The organism is Pseudomonas sp. NBB (genome assembly GCF_032701105.1).
Lineage (GTDB): Bacteria > Pseudomonadota > Gammaproteobacteria > Pseudomonadales > Pseudomonadaceae > Aquipseudomonas > Aquipseudomonas asiatica.
Genome location: NZ_CP103994.1, coordinates 1,420,361 through 1,437,482, shown reverse-complemented (window position 1 = coordinate 1,437,482; position 17,122 = coordinate 1,420,361). Strand labels below are relative to the sequence as shown.

17 protein-coding genes are annotated in these 17,122 nt (G+C 64.1%); 9 read left to right on the top strand and 8 right to left on the bottom strand.

Going from position 1 to position 17,122, the window contains the following annotated elements; genetic code table 11:
- Window positions 1-74: 74 nt before the first annotated feature.
- From relA to NY023_RS06725, 5 genes are all read right to left on the bottom strand, one after another.
- Complete coding sequence (gene relA / locus NY023_RS06745) at window positions 75-2,315, bottom strand: GTP diphosphokinase (protein WP_015269231.1); 2,241 nt, start codon at window positions 2,313-2,315, stop codon at window positions 75-77.
- 96 nt (window positions 2,316-2,411) lie between these two features.
- Window positions 2,412-3,770, bottom strand: a complete 1,359-nt coding sequence (rlmD, locus tag NY023_RS06740) for a 23S rRNA (uracil(1939)-C(5))-methyltransferase RlmD (RefSeq protein WP_013971359.1) — start codon at window positions 3,768-3,770, stop codon at window positions 2,412-2,414.
- The gene (gene cysM, locus NY023_RS06735; protein WP_023662461.1) at window positions 3,771-4,670 is read right to left on the bottom strand and encodes a cysteine synthase CysM; all 900 of its coding nucleotides are present in this window, start codon (window positions 4,668-4,670) and stop codon (window positions 3,771-3,773) included.
- Between the two features lie 159 nt (window positions 4,671-4,829).
- A complete protein-coding gene (locus tag NY023_RS06730; protein WP_013971357.1) occupies window positions 4,830-6,221 on the bottom strand; it encodes a sensor histidine kinase in 1,392 nt (463 codons plus the stop codon).
- Window positions 6,222-6,224: 3 nt separating this feature from the next.
- Window positions 6,225-6,944: a response regulator transcription factor gene (locus NY023_RS06725; RefSeq protein WP_024086407.1), complete on the bottom strand. Its 720-nt coding sequence runs from the start codon at window positions 6,942-6,944 to the stop codon at window positions 6,225-6,227.
- A 193-nt stretch (window positions 6,945-7,137) separates the two neighbouring features.
- Here NY023_RS06725 and NY023_RS06720 point away from each other — a divergent pair, with 193 nt between their 5' ends.
- The 4 genes from NY023_RS06720 to NY023_RS06705 all read left to right on the top strand — a co-directional run bounded on the left by NY023_RS06720 (window position 7,138) and on the right by NY023_RS06705 (window position 11,907).
- Window positions 7,138-9,894, top strand: coding sequence for a response regulator (locus NY023_RS06720; RefSeq protein WP_013971355.1), 2,757 nt, complete (start codon window positions 7,138-7,140; stop codon window positions 9,892-9,894).
- A gap of 153 nt (window positions 9,895-10,047) precedes the next feature.
- Window positions 10,048-11,037 (top strand): 2-hydroxyacid dehydrogenase, encoded by a 990-nt coding sequence (locus NY023_RS06715; protein WP_013971354.1) that lies wholly within the window; start codon window positions 10,048-10,050, stop codon window positions 11,035-11,037.
- A gap of 31 nt (window positions 11,038-11,068) precedes the next feature.
- Window positions 11,069-11,506, top strand: coding sequence for a hypothetical protein (locus NY023_RS06710; RefSeq protein WP_013971353.1), 438 nt, complete (start codon window positions 11,069-11,071; stop codon window positions 11,504-11,506).
- Complete coding sequence (locus NY023_RS06705; RefSeq protein WP_004375489.1) at window positions 11,503-11,907, top strand: META domain-containing protein; 405 nt, start codon at window positions 11,503-11,505, stop codon at window positions 11,905-11,907. The genes NY023_RS06710 and NY023_RS06705 overlap by 4 nt, the downstream gene beginning before the upstream one ends.
- 118 nt (window positions 11,908-12,025) lie before the next feature.
- On the opposite strand, the gene NY023_RS06700 is transcribed toward NY023_RS06705, so the two are convergent.
- Window positions 12,026-12,490, bottom strand: coding sequence for a TlpA disulfide reductase family protein (locus NY023_RS06700; protein WP_013971352.1), 465 nt, complete (start codon window positions 12,488-12,490; stop codon window positions 12,026-12,028).
- A gap of 85 nt (window positions 12,491-12,575) precedes the next feature.
- On the opposite strand from NY023_RS06700, the gene arsC reads away from it, so the two are divergent.
- The 3 genes from arsC to NY023_RS06685 are packed head-to-tail and all read left to right on the top strand — an operon-like array spanning window position 12,576 to window position 13,937.
- Window positions 12,576-12,929, top strand: a complete 354-nt coding sequence (gene arsC, locus NY023_RS06695; RefSeq protein ID WP_013971351.1) for an arsenate reductase (glutaredoxin) — start codon at window positions 12,576-12,578, stop codon at window positions 12,927-12,929.
- Window positions 12,926-13,531 (top strand): NAD(P)H:quinone oxidoreductase, encoded by a 606-nt coding sequence (wrbA, locus tag NY023_RS06690; protein ID WP_013971350.1) that lies wholly within the window; start codon window positions 12,926-12,928, stop codon window positions 13,529-13,531. The genes arsC and wrbA overlap by 4 nt, the downstream gene beginning before the upstream one ends.
- On the top strand, window positions 13,524-13,937 hold the full coding sequence (locus tag NY023_RS06685; protein ID WP_013971349.1) for a DUF2069 domain-containing protein: 414 nt from the start codon (window positions 13,524-13,526) through the stop codon (window positions 13,935-13,937). Before wrbA ends, NY023_RS06685 begins: the two co-directional genes overlap by 8 nt.
- Window positions 13,938-14,039: 102 nt before the next feature.
- Here the strand turns inward: NY023_RS06685 and NY023_RS06680 are convergent, their stop codons facing one another.
- Together NY023_RS06680 and ttcA are read right to left on the bottom strand one after the other, a co-directional pair.
- Window positions 14,040-14,711, bottom strand: coding sequence for a DNA-3-methyladenine glycosylase I (locus NY023_RS06680; RefSeq protein ID WP_004375485.1), 672 nt, complete (start codon window positions 14,709-14,711; stop codon window positions 14,040-14,042).
- 4 nt (window positions 14,712-14,715) lie between these two features.
- Window positions 14,716-15,540, bottom strand: coding sequence for a tRNA 2-thiocytidine(32) synthetase TtcA (gene ttcA, locus NY023_RS06675; protein WP_012270926.1), 825 nt, complete (start codon window positions 15,538-15,540; stop codon window positions 14,716-14,718).
- Window positions 15,541-15,802: 262 nt separating this feature from the next.
- On the opposite strand from ttcA, the gene NY023_RS06670 reads away from it, so the two are divergent.
- Together NY023_RS06670 and NY023_RS06665 are read left to right on the top strand one after the other, a co-directional pair.
- Entirely contained in the window at window positions 15,803-16,402 is a 600-nt protein-coding gene (locus NY023_RS06670) for a Yip1 family protein (protein ID WP_003252385.1), read from the top strand.
- 132 nt (window positions 16,403-16,534) lie between these two features.
- A complete protein-coding gene (locus NY023_RS06665; protein WP_013971347.1) occupies window positions 16,535-17,029 on the top strand; it encodes a SprT family zinc-dependent metalloprotease in 495 nt (164 codons plus the stop codon).
- Window positions 17,030-17,122 lie beyond the last annotated feature (93 nt).

Genomic DNA, 17,122 nt, shown 5'->3' with positions numbered 1-17,122 from the left:
AGGATGCATGCAGGTTTCGAAATCTGCATCTTGCCTATGGGAGCAGGCAAGCCCGCGAAGCAGGCACCGCAGTCTCAAGGTGTACGATTACGCCGCGTCTCGATGATGTTGGGCAACTGCGAGATCCGCCCCAGCAGGCGCCCCAGCGCATCCAGGCCTGGAATCTCGATGGTCAGCGACATCAGCGCGGTGTTGTCTTCCTTGTTCGAGCGGGTGTTCACCGCCAGCACGTTGATCTTTTCGTTCAGCAGCACTTGCGACACATCGCGCAGCAAGCCCGGGCGGTCGTAGGCACGGATGACGATGTCGACCGGGTAGGTCTGCACCGGGATCGGCCCCCAGCTTACCTGGATCATGCGCTCCGGTTCCTTGCCCGCCAACTGCAGCACCGAAGCGCAGTCCTGGCGGTGGATGCTCACACCGCGGCCCTGAGTGATGTAGCCGACGATGGCGTCGCCAGGCAGCGGCTGGCAGCAACCGGCCATCTGCGTCAGCAGGTTGCCGACACCCTGGATCTGGATGTCGCCACGCTTGCCGGTACGCGGCCCGGTAGGCTTGCGCGGTACCAGTTCGATCTGCTCGATGCGCTCGGGCTCAAGCAGCTGCTGGGCGGCGTTGACCAGGTGCGCCAGGCGCAGGTCGCCGGCACCGAGCGAGGCGAACATGTCCTCGGCGGTCTTGACGTTGGTCTTCTCGGCCAGGCGCTCGAAATCCACCTGCGGCAGGCCCAGGCGGCTGAGCTCGCGTTCGAGCAAGGTCTTGCCGGCAGCGACGTTCTGATCGCGTGCCTGCAGCTTGAACCAGTGTACGATCTTGGCCCGTGCCCGCGAGGTAGTGACGTAGCCCAGGTTGGAGTTCAACCAGTCACGGCTGGGATTGCCGTGCTTGCTGGTAATGATCTCGACCTGCTCGCCGGTCTGCAGGCTGTAGTTGAGCGGCACGATGCGCCCGTTGATCTTGGCGCCGCGGCAGTTGTGGCCGATTTCGGTGTGCACGCGGTAGGCGAAGTCCAGCGGCGTGGCACCTTTTGGCAAGTCGATGGCGTGGCCGTCCGGGGTGAACACATAGACCCGGTCCGGCTCGATGTCGACCCGCAGCTGCTCGGCCAGGCCACCGATGTCGCCCAGCTCTTCGTGCCACTCCAGCACCTGGCGCAGCCAGGAGATCTTCTCTTCGTAATGGTTGGAACTGGACTTGACGTCGGTGCCCTTGTAGCGCCAGTGGGCACATACCCCAAGCTCGGCTTCCTCGTGCATGCCGTGGGTACGGATCTGCACTTCCAGCACCTTGCCCTCGGGGCCGATCACCGCGGTGTGCAGGGAGCGATAGCCGTTCTCCTTGGGGTTGGCGATGTAATCGTCGAACTCCTTGGGGATATGCCGCCACAGGGTATGCACGATGCCCAACGCGGTGTAGCAGTCGCGAATTTCCGGCACCAGCACGCGTACCGCGCGCACGTCGTAGATCTGGCTGAATTCCAGGCCTTTGCGCTGCATCTTGCGCCAGATCGAATAGATATGTTTCGCCCGGCCGCTGATGTCGGCCTTGACGCCAGTGGCCAGCAGCTCGTTCTGCAGCTGGTTCATAACCTCGCTGATGAACCGCTCGCGGTCCAACCGGCGCTCGTGCAGCAGCTTGGCGATCTGTTTGTACTGGTCGGGTTCGAGGTAGCGGAAGGAAAGGTCTTCCAACTCCCACTTGATGTGGCCGATACCCAGGCGGTGCGCCAGCGGCGCATAGATATCGAACACCTCGCGCGCGACACGCAGGCGTTTCTCGTCGTCGGCGGCCTTCACCGCACGGATCGCGCAGGTGCGCTCGGCCAGCTTGATCAGCGCCACGCGCACGTCGTCGACCATGGCCACGAGCATCTTGCGCAGGTTCTCGACCTGCGCCTGCGAGCCCAGCACCAGCGATTGGCGCGGGCTGAGGCTGGCGCTGATGGCGGCCATGCGCAGCACACCGTCGATCAGCTTGGACACTACCGGGCCAAAGCGCTGGCTGACCTCGGCCAGCGTCACCTTGCCCTCGCGCACCGAGCGGTAGATGACCGCCGCCACCAGGGAATCCTGGTCGAGCTTGAGGTCGGCTAGGATTTCCGCGATCTCAAGGCCCGCCTGGAAGCTGGACGTACCGTCCGCCCAGGAATGCTTGGCCGGGTTGCCCTTTTTCTCGACTTCATGGGCAAACTCGCAGGCCTCTTTCAGCGCTGCGCGATCCAGTGCCGAATCGACGCTTACCACATGGTCCAACCATGCTTCGAGATTGATACTGCCGTCGGTGTTGACCGGCTGGTGCACTCTCACCTGTACCATCTTTGTTTTACCTTTCCATACAGCACACCACACGGGTGCGCTGGCGATCACCGTGCGGCCACCATTCCATGAAAGCCGCACCAAGGGGCCAGTCAGCTAGCCCGCTTCGAATAACGCCATGGCCTCGACATGCGCCGTCTGAGGAAACATGTCGAGAATCCCGGCCCTTTTTAACCGGTACCCCTGGCCGACCAGCACCTGCGCGTCTCGCGCCAGCGTGGCCGGGTTGCACGATACATAGACCAGCCTTCTGGCCTTGAGGCGGGCGATGCCTTGCACCACCTCGAAAGCACCGTCGCGCGGTGGATCCAAGAGTACCGCAGAAAAGCCCTCGGCGGCCCATCCGGCACCCGCCAAAGGCTGCGATAAATCGGCCTGAAAAAACCGTGCGTTATGCACATTGTTGTTCCGGGCATTGGCCGCGGCCCGATCGACCATGGCCTGCACTCCTTCCACTGCCACTACCTCGCGCGCCTGCCGGGCCAGTGGCAGGGCGAAGTTGCCCAGGCCGCAGAACAGGTCCAGCACGCGCTCGTCGGCCTGCGGTGCGAGCCAGGCCAGCGCCTGCTCTATCATTGCCGTGTTGACCTGGGCATTCACCTGTACGAAGTCACCTGGGCGCCAGGCCAGTTCCAACTGCCAAGGCGCCAAGGCAAAGCCCAGCTGCGCGGCCGGGTCCACTGGCGCCGGCTCCCCTTCGCCCTGCAGCCACAACTGGGCATTGGCCTGTTCGCAGAACGCCTGCAGCCTGGCCAGGTCTTCGGCGGGCAACGGCGCGACATGGCGCACCAGCAGCGCCTCGGCAGTACCGCTGAACAGTTCCACATGGCCCAGCGCCTGCGGCTTGCTCAGCGAGCGCAGCACGGTCGGTAAATGGCGCAGAATCGACTGCAAGGGCTGTACCAGCACCGCGCAATCGTCGATGGCAATGATGTCCTGGCTGGCTTCGGCACGGAAGCCGACCTCCAGCTGACGCGCCTTGGCGTCCCAGCGCACGGCCACGCGGGCGCGGCGCCGGTAGCCGAACTCCGGCCCACTCAGCGGTGCGGCCCATTCCTCGGGCTGCACGCTGGCCACCCGCTGAAGCTGCTCTGCCAGGGTGCGCTGCTTGAGCGCCAGCTGCGCTTCGTGCGGCAGGTGCTGCAGGTTGCAGCCTCCGCAACGCTCGTAATACCGGCACGGTGCCTGACGGCGTTCGGGGCTGGCCTGCAGCAGGCGCTCCAGGCGGGCCTCGACCACTTTGCCACGGGCATTGAGCACCCGCGCCTCGACGGCCTCACCGGCCAGGGCGCCGCTGACGAACCAGGTGCGCCCTTCGTGGAAGGCAATGCCCCGGCCGTCACCGGCCAGGCGCTCGATTTCCAGGCGCTGCTTCTTGCCCACCGGGACCTGGGGGCTGCGGTTGCCGCCAGCCGGCTGGAAGCGCAGGCCGCTGTTGCTTTTTTTCTTTGACATTTAGCTCGGGTCGAACAGGCCGGTGGACAGGTAACGGTCGCCGCGGTCGCAGATGATCGCGACCATCGTGGCATTTTCCACCTCGCGGGACAGGCGCAGCATGGCCGCGACTGCACCACCGGAAGACACGCCGCAGAAAATGCCCTCTTCACGGGCAAGGCGGCGGGTGGTTTCCTCGGCTTCCTGCTGCGACATGTCGACCACGCGGTCGACACGGCTGGCGTCGAAGATTTTCGGCAGGTATTCCTCGGGCCAGCGGCGGATGCCCGGAATTGCCGAGCCCTCCATTGGTTGCAGGCCAATGATCTGCACCGCCGGGTTTTGTTCCTTGAGGTACTGCGAGCAGCCCATGATGGTACCGGTGGTACCCATGGAGCTGACGAAATGGGTGATGGTGCCCTGGGTCTGCTGCCAAATCTCGGGGCCGGTGCTGTTGTAGTGGGCGATGGGGTTGTCGCCATTGGCGAACTGGTCCAGCACCAGGCCGCGGCCTTCGGCCTGCAGCTTCTCGGCCAGGTCACGGGCGCCCTCCATACCCTCTTCCTTGGTCACCAGGATCAGCTCGGCGCCGTAGGCGGTCATGGCGGCTTTGCGCTCGGCGGTGGAATTGTCAGGCATGATCAGGATCATCTTGTAGCCCTTGATCGCCGCAGCCATCGCCAGGGCGATGCCGGTGTTGCCGGAGGTGGCTTCGATCAGGGTATCGCCGGGCTTGATCTGGCCGCGCAGTTCGGCGCGGGTGATCATCGACAATGCCGGGCGGTCCTTCACCGAGCCGGCGGGATTGTTACCTTCGAGCTTGAGCAGGAGGGTGTTGCTGGTTTCGCCAGCGATACGCTGCAGGCGAACCAGGGGCGTATTGCCGACGCAATCGGCGATGGTTGGGTACTGCAAGGTCATGGCGTATTTCACAATCCGGACGGCAGGGGTGCCTATCATACCGGCAAACCCTTCCCGGCCATATCACGCAATCTGTGATGAATATAGCTACAAGCTATATCGATAGCCTGTTCCGGCCCTTTCGCGGGTGAACCCGCTCCCACAGGGACTCCACTAGCCTCAAGAGTAGTGATGAACCTGTGGGAGCGGGTTCACCCGCGAAGGGGCCGGGACATGTATTGGCAAGCGCATCCACAACCGCAGCCCGCGTTTGCCATTCTGCGCCCACAAGGTGCCACCCTGACGCTGGATGGCACTGCGGGCGATGCTCAGCCCCAGGCCGAAACCACCATCCCCGGGCCGCGAACCGTCCAGCCGTGAGAACGGTGCAAAGATCCGCTCCAGGTCTTCTTCAGCCACGCCACCGCCTTCGTCTTCCAGCCACAACCGCCAATACTCGCCTTCACGCTGCCCACCGAGGCGCACCACACCCTCGGCCGGCGAGTGACGAATGGCATTGCGCAACATGTTCTCCAGCGCCTGGGCCAGGTAGTTCAGGTTGCCCTGCACCCAGCAGTCCGCCGGCACTTCGCAGCGCAGCCGCGCCGGTGCCCAGCCGCTTTCGTACCTGGCATTCTCGGCCAGCAGCTCCCACAGCGCCTGCACCTCGATCGGCTCAAGGTTCATCGGCGCACGTTCGGCGTCCTGCCAGGCCAGTTGCAGGGTATCCTCGACCAACTGCTGCATGCAGTCCACCTCCCGCGCCAGGCGTTCACGCAGGCGCAGCAGGTCGGTTTCGCCATCGCAGGCCACCCGCAGCCGGCTGAGTGGCGTACGCATTTCGTGAGACAGATCACGCAGCAACTGCTGCTGCATGGCTACCGTGCCCTGCAGCCGCTCGGCCATCTGGTCGAAGGCACGGGCCAGTTCACCCAGCTCGTCATGCCGGGCGATGGTGCGTGAGTCCAGGCGAGCCGACAACTGGTCGGCGCGCCAGGCATTGGCCTGCTCGCGCAATTGGTTCAACGGCACGATCAGCATGCGATAAAGGCCAACACACAACAGCAGGGTGAACAGACCCGGGATAATGCCGTTGGTGACGATACGCCACAGCATCCGGTACTGGCCGGGGTTGAAGCGCTGCGGCAGTTCGATCACCAACATGCCCTGCTCCGGTGCCCCCGGGAACGGTATGCGCAACCAAGGCTGGTCGACACTGCGCCGGCTCATCGGCCAGTCGACACCGCGCAGGCGGGTCAACCGCTGCATGATCTGCGGGTCGAGGCTGGCGCTGTCGAGCGGCCGCAGGTTCAGGTCGAGCACGCCAACCCAGCCGCGTTCGCGCTGGTGCATCGTCGCCACCCAGCGGTCCAGCCCTGCCCGCCCACCACTGCGCCATGCCTGCTCTGCCTCGGCGGCATAGCCACGCAAAGCCTGCCGCGCCGGCTCCGAAAGGAAGGCGTTCTGGGTCTCCATGTGCCGACCCCAGGTGTAACTGAGGCCGATCATCAGCAGGCAGAAGCCCACCAGCAGGATCGCCAGCTTCCAGAACAGCGAATGGCGGTCGAGCATGGGTTACTCCGCCTCGCTGGCGCTGAGCACGTAGCCCTTGCCCCACACGGTACGGATCTGCCGTTCGTGATAGCCGATGCCCTTGAGCTTGCGGCGTATCTGGCTGACGTGCATGTCCAGGCTGCGGTCATGCCGCGAATAGCCTCGTTGTAGCACTTGCTGGTAAAGGAACGGCTTGCTCAGGACTTCGTCGAGGTTGCGGTTGAGAATGTCGAGCAGGCGGTATTCGCTGGGTGTCAGGCCGGCCAGGTGGCCATCCAGGCGCACGTCGCACAGCGCCTCGTCATATTGCAACTCGCCACCGCCTTCCTGCACCTGCGGGGCGTGATGGCGCCGCTCGAGGGCCACACGGCGCAGGATAGCCTCGATGCGCACCCGCAGCTCTGCCATGCTGAACGGCTTGGGCAGGTAGTCGTCGGCACCACGCTGGAAGCCGCTGATGCGGTCGGCTTCGGCACCTAGCGCCGACATCAGGATCACCGGCGTGGCGCTGCGCTTGCGCAACTGCGCCAGGGCATCCAGGCCGTTTAGCCCGGGCAGCAGGATGTCCATGAGCACCACGTCGAAAGCATGGCGTCCCGCCGTTTCAAGGCCCTCCAGGCCGTTGCGGCACCAAGTCACCTGGAAGCCGCCGCGCTGCAGCTCTTCGTGCAGATAGGCACCGAGGACCGGATCATCCTCGATGGCGAGGATATTGGAGTTGTGAATAGCTACAGGATTCATTGGCAACTGCCATGCATTCTCAATTGGGTGATTATTGAGTATCCAGCGCCTGCCAGGCAACCGCCCTGCGACCAATGCCGCTGCAAGGGCACAAAACACGTACTAAAGAGGTGCAATAGCACGGCAGGCGGAGTAACTTCCCGGCTTGGCCGTCATCGCTTGACGGTGTCCAGGCACATGACAGGAGGCGAGTGTGCTCGATCGCTTGGGAATTCGCAGCCGGGTCCTGCTGCTGGCCCTGCTGCCGGCCGGCCTGATGGCATTGGTGCTGGGTAGTTACTTCACCTGGCTGCAACAGAACGACCTGCGCACCCAGCTGCTGCAACGCGGCAAGATGATCGCCGAGCAGCTGGCGCCGTTGGCCGCGCCCGCCATGGCCAAGCTGGCACCGGCACAACTTGAGCGCATTGCCGCACAAACACTGGAGCAGGCCGATGTGCGCGCAGTCGCCTTTCTGGCCCCGGACCGCACGCGCCTGGCCCATGCCGGCCCGAGCATGCTCAACCAGCCGCCCAGCGGCGGCACCGGCACCCAGCTGCTGCAACGCAGCGGCAATGACGCCACCCGCTATCTGATGCCAGTGTTCGGCCACCACCGCGACCTGGCCACCGATGCCGTGCCGACCGAAGCCGAACGCCTGCTGGGCTGGGTCGAGATCGAGCTGTCCCACGACGGCACCCTGCTGCGCGGCTACCGCAACCTGTTCACCAGCCTGTTGCTGATTCTCGCCTGCCTGGTGCTCAGCGGCCTGCTGGCACTGCGCATGAGCCGCACCATCAACGACCCGATCAAGCGCATCAAGCATGCGGTCAACCAGCTCAAGGACGGCCACCTCGAGGAACGCCTGCCGGCCATGGGCAGCCATGAGCTGGACGAGCTGGCGCGCGGCATCAACCGCATGGCCGAAACCCTTCACAACGCCCACGAAGAACTGCAGCACAGCATCGACCAGGCCACCGAGGACGTACGCCAGAACCTGGAAACCATCGAGATCCAGAACATCGAGCTGGACATGGCGCGCAAGGAAGCCCTGGAGGCCAGCCGCATCAAGTCGGAGTTCCTGGCCAACATGAGCCACGAAATCCGCACCCCGCTCAACGGTATCCTCGGTTTCACCCACCTGCTGCAAAAAAGCGAGCTGACACCGCGCCAGCTCGACTACCTGAGCACCATCGAGAAGTCTGCCGACAACCTGCTCGGGATCATCAACGAGATCCTCGACTTCTCCAAGATCGAGGCCGGCAAACTGGTGCTCGACAGCATCCCCTTCAACCTGCGCGACCTGATCCAGGACACCCTGACCATCCTCGCCCCGGCCGCCCACGCCAAGCAGCTGGAACTGCTCAGCCTGATCTACCGCGATACCCCGTCGTCGCTGATCGGCGACCCGTTGCGGCTCAAGCAGATCCTTACCAACCTGGTCAGCAACGCAATCAAGTTCACCCGCGAGGGCACCATCGTCGTACGCGCCATGCTCGAAGATGAGCACGAGGACAGTGCGCAGCTGCGCATCAGCGTGCAGGACACCGGCATCGGCTTGTCGCCGCAGGATGTGCGTACGCTGTTCCAGGCCTTCAGCCAGGCCGACAACTCGCTGGCCCGCCAGCCTGGCGGCACCGGCCTGGGGCTGGTGATTTCCAAGCGCCTGATCGAGCAGATGGGCGGCGAAATCGGCGTCGACAGCACCCCGGGCGAGGGTTCGCAGTTCTGGATCAGCCTCAACCTGCCCAAGGCCCACGATGGTGTCGAGGAGCTGCCGCTGCAACCGCTGCTGGGCCGCCGCGCAGCCATCGTCGATGGCCACGAACTGGCGCGCCAGGCGTTGGAGCACCAGCTGGAAGACTTCGGCCTCAGCGTCAGCCTGTTCGCCTCCTTCGACCAACTGCTGCAGGGCGTGCAAGCCGCCAGCCAGGCCGGCCTGCCGTTCGAGTTCGCCGTGCTCGGGGCCAACCTTGGCAACCTGTCGCCCGAGCAGCTGGGCCATTACCATCAGCAGCTCGAGCGCTACCATTGCCAGTACGTGGTGCTGTGCCCGACCACCGAGCAGGCGCTGTACCACCCGTACCTGCCCAACGGCCATGGCCAGTTGCTGTCCAAGCCGACCTGCACGCGCAAACTGCGCCGCCTGTTGCTGGAACTGGTGCAACCGCGCCGCCCGCAGGGCGAGGTGAACAGCATCAACGGCCAGCGCCAGCCGAAGATTCTCTGCGTCGACGACAACCCCGCCAACCTACTGCTGGTGCAGACCCTGCTCGAAGACCTGGGCGCCGAGGTGCTGGCCGTCGACAACGGCTATGCGGCAGTACAGGCGGTACAGAACGAACCGTTCGACCTGGTGCTGATGGACGTGCAGATGCCCGGCATGGACGGCCGCGCCTGCACCGAGCAGATCCGCCTGTGGGAAAACACCCAAAGCGGCGACCCGTTGCCGATCGTCGCCCTCACCGCCCACGCCATGGCCAACGAGAAACGCGCGTTGCTGCATGGAGGCATGGACGACTACCTGACCAAGCCAATCAGCGAACGGCAGCTGGCCCAGGTGGTAATGAAATGGACCGGCCTGAGCCTGGGTGCGCCAGAGCAGGAACGCCTGGCCGAGCAACTGGCCAACGGTGATGACCTGAAGGTGCTGGACCCTGAGGAAGGCCTGCGCCTGGCCGCCGGCAAAGCGGACCTGGCGGCCGATATGCTAAGCATGCTGCTGGGCTCGCTGGAAGCCGACCGCGAAGCCATACGCGCCGCCCGCGAGGCCGACGACCGCAACCGCCTGATCGAACAGGTGCACCGCCTGAACGGCGCCTCACGTTATTGCGGCGTCCCGCAGTTGCGGGCCGCGTGCCAGCGCAGCGAAACCTTGCTCAAGCAGGAAAACCCGCTGGCACAGCAGGCACTGGACGAACTGGATGCGGCAATCAACCGCCTGGCGGCGCAGGCCAGACTGAGCGCCTGACACAGTTCCCTGTGGGAGCGGGCGTGCCCGCGAACATGGGCGAAGCCCGTGCCATCCATCGCGAAGTCTTCTTCGCGGGCACGCCCGCTCCCACAGTGGCCCGCGCCATATTCAAGGTATGCTGTACCTCCTGCACTGGAAAAGGAACCCACCATGCGCGCCCTGTTGTTCAGCAGCCAGCACTACGACCAGGAAAGCTTCACCCGTGCCGCCAGCGGCACCACACTGGACCTGCACTTCCAGCCCGCCCGCCTGACCCTCGATACCGCTACCCTGGCCGATGGCTACGAGGTGGTCTGCGCCTTCATCAATGACGAGCTCGACGCCCAGGTGCTGCAGCGCCTGGCCGCAGGCGGCACGCGCCTGGTCGCCCTGCGCTCGGCCGGCTACAACCATGTCGACCTGGCCGCCGCCCAGCGCCTGGGCCTGACCGTAGTGCGAGTGCCGGCCTACTCGCCGCACGCCGTGGCCGAACACGCCGTGGCGCTGATCCTGGCCCTGAACCGGCGCCTGCACCGGGCCTACAACCGCACCCGCGAGGGTGACTTCACCCTGCACGGGCTGACCGGCTTCGACCTGCACGACAAGACCGTCGGCGTGGTCGGTACCGGCCAGATCGGCACCGCCTTTGCCCGCATCATGGCCGGTTTCGGCTGCCAGTTGCTGGCCTATGACCCTTACCCCAACCCCGAGCTGCTGGCCTTGGGCGCGCGCTACCTGCCATTGCCCGAGTTGCTGCGTGAAGCGCGCGTCATCAGCCTGCACTGCCCGCTGACCGAGCACACCCGGCACCTTATCAATGCACAAAGCCTGGCCCAGCTGCAGCCCGGCGCCATGCTGATCAACACCGGCCGCGGCGCGCTGGTCGACACCCCGGCGCTGATCGACGCGCTGAAGAGCGGTCAGCTCGGCTACCTGGGCCTGGACGTATACGAAGAAGAAGCCCAGCTGTTCTTCGAGGACCGCTCCGACCTGCCGCTGCAGGACGACGTGCTGGCCCGTCTGCTGACCTTCCCAAACGTGATCATCACTGCCCACCAGGCGTTCCTTACCCGCGAGGCACTGGATGCCATCGCCGCGACCACGCTGGACAACATCAACCGCTGGGCGGCAGGCAATCCACAGAATCTGGTGATGGGTTAGTGCTAGGATACGCGGCATTTCTGGAGGACCCATGGTCGAGCACGATTTCCGCTACACCCTTTTCAACCCGCAACATACCCTGATCGAGTGCCGCGCCCTGGTGCCGGGCCGCTACCAGGTCACCGGCAACGGCGGCTCGATGCACAAAGGCGACACCCTGCTGGTCACCCTCAAGGGCAGCAAGGACTTGTCCATGCGCCTGACAGTGGAGAGCGTGCGCCACCTGATCAACCCGCGCGGCCAGTGGGTTGCCGTGGCCAGCGGCCCGGTGTTCAACGAGCTGGAAATCCTCACCTGGCAGGTCGCGTGCGACAGCTGCGACGCCGTGCTGGACTTCGAGTTCGCGGTGGACGCCAAGCTGGGCAAGAAAGCCCGCCAGCCTGCCGCCAGCGCACGCATTGCCGAGCTGGGCTGGGCCAGCCGTGGCGAAAAACACCTGTGCCCGCGTTGCCAGGAGAGCGCCGAGTGAAAAATCTGCTGACCGGCGTGCTGATTGCCACCGGCCTGCTCGGCTGCGCCGCAGAACCTTCCAAGCTGCAGCAGGAGCGCAGCTATGTGCTGGAGTGGATTGGCGAACGGCCGCTGATCGACTACAGCCACCTGACCCTGACCTTGGCCAGCGATGGCCGTGCCTATGGCAATGGCGGCTGCAACCACTGGTTCGCGCCATACACACTGGACGGCGAGCACCTTAGCTTCGGCAAGGTCGGCAAGACCCGCAAGCTCTGCGCGCCGGCGTTGATGGAACAGGAAAAACGCTTCCTGCAGGCGCTGGAAACAGTGCAGCGCTGGGATGTGTCGCCTATCGAGCAGATGCGTTTCTGGCCGGCCGAAGGCAAGCCACTGCGCTTCTGGCCTGAGGAAGGCTGAATATTGCCGGGGCCGCTGTGCGGCCCATCGCGACACAAGGCCGCTCCTACAGGAGATCGCATCCCCCTGTAGGAGCGGCCTTGTGTCGCGATGGGCTGCAAAGCAGCCCCAAAATGCATCAGGCGCCCTTCAGTGCCTTGATCCTGGCCTGCAGCCCTTCCAGGGTCTGCTCGCCCATCAATTGTTCCCGCACCTTGCCCTTGTCATCGATGATATAGGTCACCGGCAATGCCTCGCTACGCGGCAGGTCATAGCGCTCGGCCGGGTCCTGCGCCAATACGGTGAAAGCGATCCCCAGGGTTTCGGCAGCCTGCTTCAGCTCCTGCCCTTGCAAGCCATCGAAGTTCACCCCCACCACCTTGATACCATCGGCCGCCCACTGCTTGGCTGCCGCGTTCAGTTCAGGGATTTCGGTACGGCACGGCCCGCACCATTCGGCCCAGTAGTTGAGCACCAGCCAGTGCCCGTCGATTTGTTCGGCCTTAACCGTCTTACCGTGTTGGTCCACGCCATAATCGGCACCGCAACCACCGAGCAACAGGCTCGCGGTGATGGCCAGTACTGCTGCCAGACGCCTTGCCATGGGTCAATCCTTCTCGAGTTTTAAAGCAAATTGGTCAGTCGCTGCGGTTAGAATAGCCGCCACACCCTGCTGGATGCGACCCGACATGACCGACCTCACGCTCTATCATAACCCGCGCTGCTCGAAATCCCGCGGCGCCCTGGAACTGCTCGAAGCTCGCGGCCTGGCGCCGACAATCGTGCGCTACCTCGAGACCCCGCCCGACGCGGCCACCCTGAAGTCTCTGCTCGGCAAGCTGGGCATCGCCCCGCGCCAGCTGCTGCGTACCGGCGAGGACGAGTACGAGGAGCTGAACCTGGCCGACCCGTCGCTTACCGACGCGCAACTGATCGACGCCATGGCCCGGCACCCCAAACTGATCGAGCGGCCGATCTTCATCGCTGGCGACAAGGCCGTAGTCGGCCGACCACCCGAGAAAGTACTGGAGATCCTGCCGTGAGCGAGCCCTACATCCTGGTGCTGTATTACAGCCGCCATGGGTCGACCAGCGAGATGGCCCGGCACATCGCCCGCGGCATCGAGCTGGCCGGCATGGAAGCCCGCCTGCGCACGGTACCGGCGATTTCCACCGAGTGCGAAGCAGTGGCCCCGGACATCCCTGCCAATGGTGCGCTGTACGCCACCCTGGATGACCTGCGCCACTGCGCCGGCCTGGTACTGGGCAGCCCGACCCGCTTCGGCAACATGGCGGCGCCGCTCAAGTACTTCCTGGATGGCACCAGCAGCCTGTGGCTGGGCGGTGAACTGGTCGGCAAGCCGGCAGGCGTGTTCACCTCTACCGCCAGCCTGCACGGCGGGCAGGAAACCACTCTGCTGTCGATGATGCTGCCGCTGATGCACCACGGCATGCTGGTGATGGGCCTGCCGTACAGCGAATCGGCATTGCTCGATACCCGTGGCGGCGGCACCCCGTATGGCGCCAGCCATCATGCTGGCGCCGATGGCAAGCGCGAGCTCGACCAGCACGAGATAGCCCTGTGCCGCGCCCTTGGCCAACGCCTGGCGACCACTGCAAAGGCCCTGGAGGCTGCACGTGGCTAAGAAGCCCAAGGTATTGCCGCCGCTTGAGTGGCTGGCGCCTCGCCTGCGCCTGACGCGGGCGCTGAGCCTGGCATTCTTCTTCGGCCTGATCGCCCTGCTGGTGGCGAACAACCTGTGGTTCGCCAACCTGCACGGGGCGCGGGTCGAGGTGATCCTGGCGATCGAACTGGTGCCGTTGCTGCTGTTGCTGCCGGGCATGCTGACAGGCAGCGCCCGGGCACATGCCTGGAGCTGCTTCGTGGTGAATATCTATTTCATCAAGGGCGTGCTGGCGGCGTTCGACCCGGCGCGGGCGGTATTTGGCTGGGTTGAAGTACTGGTGAGCCTGGGGCTGTTCATTTCCGGGCTGCTGTATGTGCGCTGGAAGTTCCAGCATGAGCGGCGCATGGCGGGCGAAGGCAGTTAGATTCTTCGCGGGCTTGCCCGCTCCCACAGGGTTCGCGCCACACTTGAGGTCGGCGCTGTACCTGTGGGAGCGGGCATGCCCGCGAAGGGGCCAGCACAACTCTCAATGGTTGACGGTATGCGCCAGCATCACCGACAACTGGCACAGCGGCCGCCCACTCTCCGCATGCCACTGGTTGAACGCCTGCTGCACCAGGGCCAGGTCCCGCTGGCTGGTCGGCGGCTTGTCGACCACCTTCTGCGCAATCAACGCCGCAGCCATGTCATCGGTAGGGATGAACGTGTCCTTGCCGACCATGCGCAAGAAACGCGGTGCCGACAACCCGCCCAGCTGGTTGCCGTGCTTGGCCAGGTACTTCCACAAACCGACGATGTCGGTCACCGGCCAGTCGGCGATGAAGGCGCCGAAACTGCCCTTCTCCTTGGCCACGTCAAGAACCATCTGCGCATTGCGCGGCACGCTCTTGAGCTTGCCCAGGTGGCGAATGATGCGCTCGTCGTGCATCAGCCGCTCGAGGTGCTCGGCGCCCATCAATACCACCTTCTCCGGGTCGAAGCCGAAGAACACCTGCTCGAACGCCGGCCACTTGGCATCCACCAGGCTGTGCTTGAGCCCGGCGCGGAACACGCGCAGGGCCAAGGTCGAAAGGTAGCGGTCGTCGCTGATATCACGCAGTTGCGCCGGTGTGCGCGGCTGCGGCAGGAAGGCCTCCAGGGCCTGAGCCGAGCCGAAGCGGTTCAGGCAGTACTCGTGCAACCACTGGTAATCGCGCATGGGCTCAGATGTTCAGCACGTCAAGGAAACGCGGAGTGGCATTCTCGTCGATCTTCAGGCTGGTGAAGTCGAACAGGTTGCGGTCGGCCAACTGCGACGGTGCCACGTTCTGCAGGGCACGGAAGATGCTCTCGGTACGCCCCGGGTGCTTGCGCTCCCACTCCACCAGCATGTCCTTGACCACCTGGCGCTGCAGGTTTTCCTGCGAACCGCACAGGTTGCACGGGATGATCGGGAATTCCTTCATGTCCGAGTAGGCCTGGATATCCTTCTCGCTGCAGTAGGCCAGCGGGCGGATCACCACATTGCGGCCATCGTCGGCGCGCAGCTTCGGCGGCATACCCTTGAGCGCGCCGTTGAAGAACATGTTGAGGAAGAAGGTTTCGACGATATCGTCGCGGTGGTGCCCCAGCGCCATCTTGGTCGCGCCGATTTCGTCGGCAAAGGTGTACAGGGTGCCACGGCGCAGGCGCGAACACAGCGAGCAGGTGGTCTTGCCCTCGGGGACAAGCTCCTTGACCACCGAATAGGTGTCCTTCTCGACAATGTGGTACTCGACACCCAGTTCCTTCAGGTAGGCCGGCAGCACATGCTCGGGGAACCCCGGCTGCTTCTGGTCCATGTTCACCGCGACGATCTCGAACTTGATCGGTGCCACCTTCTGCAGGTGCAACAGAACGTCGAGCATGGTGTAGCTGTCCTTGCCGCCGGACAGGCAGACCATGACCTTGTCGCCATCCTCGATCATGTTGTAGTCGGTGATGGCTTCGCCGGCGAGACGACGCAGGCGTTTTTGCAGTTTGTTCTGGTTGACCGAGAGGGTGCCCATAGCGCTTGGATCCGCGAGGTGTGACAAAAGCCGACTATTTTACGCACAAACGCGGCGGCGCTGTAGGCATTCCGATAAAGACTTCATTGTAATCAACAGCGCGCCTTACAGCGCAATTTGCTCTAAAAAGCACGGTTTATGCGGGTAACCGCTTCCTATACTGCGACATAAGGCCACATTACCGCTTGCTTCGGTGTTCGGGCCTAGGGCCGCTTGCGCTCCATCTGGGGGGCGTTTGGCAACATTGAGAGGAGTGATCGGCATGATTCATCACGTTGTGGGGCTGTTTACCCATCCCGACCAGGAATGGCGGGAAATTCGTGGCGAAGAAGAAACCATCAGCCACATGTACCTGACGCACACCCTGATCCTGGCTGCGATCCCCGCCGTTTCGGCGTTCATCGGTACAACCCAGGTCGGCTGGGTAATCGGCGACCGGCCAGCGGTGATGCTGACCATGGAAAGCGCCATCTGGATGAGCATCATGTCGTACCTGGCGATGCTTGCCGGGGTGGCGGTAATGGGGGCGTTCATCCACTGGATGGCCCGCACCTATGATGCCAACCCGTCCATGGCTCAGTGCATCGCCTTTGCCACCTACACCGCCACACCGTTGTTCATCGGCGGCCTGGCGGCGCTGTACCCTCACCTGTGGCTGGGCATGCTGATCGGCACGGCCGCCATCTGTTACACCGTGTACCTGTTGTACGTCGGTTTGCCGACGTTCATGAACATACCGTCCGACGAAGGCTTCCTGTTCTCCAGCTCGGTGCTGGCGGTAGGCCTTGTGGTACTGGTGGCGATCATGGCCGCCACGGTGATCATCTGGGGACTGGGCGTGGGGCCCGTCTACACCAACTAGAACAGACTCGACCAACACTGGGGCATCAAACCTGGGGCCGCCGCAAGGCGGCCTCTGGCTGTGCGCTGACCGGTGGCTCGGCAGGTTGCCCGGGGTTGCGGCATAATGTCCGGTCAGGAGAACCACCCCGCCATGCCCGAGCTGCTCAGACAACGCGTCGAAACCTGTTACCAGCAAGCTGAAACCTTCTTCAAACGCCCCTTCCCACGCCCGGAAATCAGCTTCAAGCTGCGCGGGCAAAAAGCCGGCGTCGCCCACCTGCACGAGAACCTGCTGCGCTTCAACCTGCAGCTTTACCGCGAAAACCAGGAAGACTTCCTGCGCCAGACCGTGGCCCATGAGGTGGCGCACCTGGTGGCCCACCATCTGTTCGGCGACCGAATCCAGGCCCATGGCGAAGAGTGGCAGCTGATCATGCGCGGGGTGTATGAACTGCCGCCCAACCGTTGCCACAACTACGAAGTGCAAAGGCGCGTGGTGACCCGCTACATCTACCGCTGCCCCTGCCCGCAGAGCGACTTCCCGTTTACCGCGCAACGACACAAGCTGGTGCGCCAAGGGCGGCGCTACCTGTGCAAGCGGTGTCGGGAGATATTGGTGTATAGCGGCGAGACGCGCGTCGAATAGATTGTGTCTTGCCTGTTCCGGCCTCTTCGCGGGTAAACCCGCTTGTATGGTTAGACTTGAAGGGGTGGTGGGACTAAATGCCCGATTCTGACT

What these genes read in the sequence shown, in the direction of transcription:
- relA (WP_015269231.1), bottom strand. Translation starts at nt 2,315, where the DNA reads ATGGTACAGGTGAGAGTGCACCAGCCGGTCAACACCGACGGCAGTATC.
- rlmD (WP_013971359.1), bottom strand. Translation starts at nt 3,770, where the DNA reads ATGTCAAAGAAAAAAAGCAACAGCGGCCTGCGCTTCCAGCCGGCTGGC.
- cysM (WP_023662461.1), bottom strand. Translation starts at nt 4,670, where the DNA reads ATGACCTTGCAGTACCCAACCATCGCCGATTGCGTCGGCAATACGCCC.
- NY023_RS06730 (WP_013971357.1), bottom strand. Translation starts at nt 6,221, where the DNA reads ATGCTCGACCGCCATTCGCTGTTCTGGAAGCTGGCGATCCTGCTGGTG.
- NY023_RS06725 (WP_024086407.1), bottom strand. Translation starts at nt 6,944, where the DNA reads ATGAATCCTGTAGCTATTCACAACTCCAATATCCTCGCCATCGAGGAT.
- NY023_RS06715 (WP_013971354.1), top strand. Translation starts at nt 10,048, where the DNA reads ATGCGCGCCCTGTTGTTCAGCAGCCAGCACTACGACCAGGAAAGCTTC.
- NY023_RS06710 (WP_013971353.1), top strand. Translation starts at nt 11,069, where the DNA reads ATGGTCGAGCACGATTTCCGCTACACCCTTTTCAACCCGCAACATACC.
- NY023_RS06700 (WP_013971352.1), bottom strand. Translation starts at nt 12,490, where the DNA reads ATGGCAAGGCGTCTGGCAGCAGTACTGGCCATCACCGCGAGCCTGTTG.
- arsC (WP_013971351.1), top strand. Translation starts at nt 12,576, where the DNA reads ATGACCGACCTCACGCTCTATCATAACCCGCGCTGCTCGAAATCCCGC.
- NY023_RS06680 (WP_004375485.1), bottom strand. Translation starts at nt 14,711, where the DNA reads ATGCGCGATTACCAGTGGTTGCACGAGTACTGCCTGAACCGCTTCGGC.
- ttcA (WP_012270926.1), bottom strand. Translation starts at nt 15,540, where the DNA reads ATGGGCACCCTCTCGGTCAACCAGAACAAACTGCAAAAACGCCTGCGT.
- NY023_RS06670 (WP_003252385.1), top strand. Translation starts at nt 15,803, where the DNA reads ATGATTCATCACGTTGTGGGGCTGTTTACCCATCCCGACCAGGAATGG.
- NY023_RS06665 (WP_013971347.1), top strand. Translation starts at nt 16,535, where the DNA reads ATGCCCGAGCTGCTCAGACAACGCGTCGAAACCTGTTACCAGCAAGCT.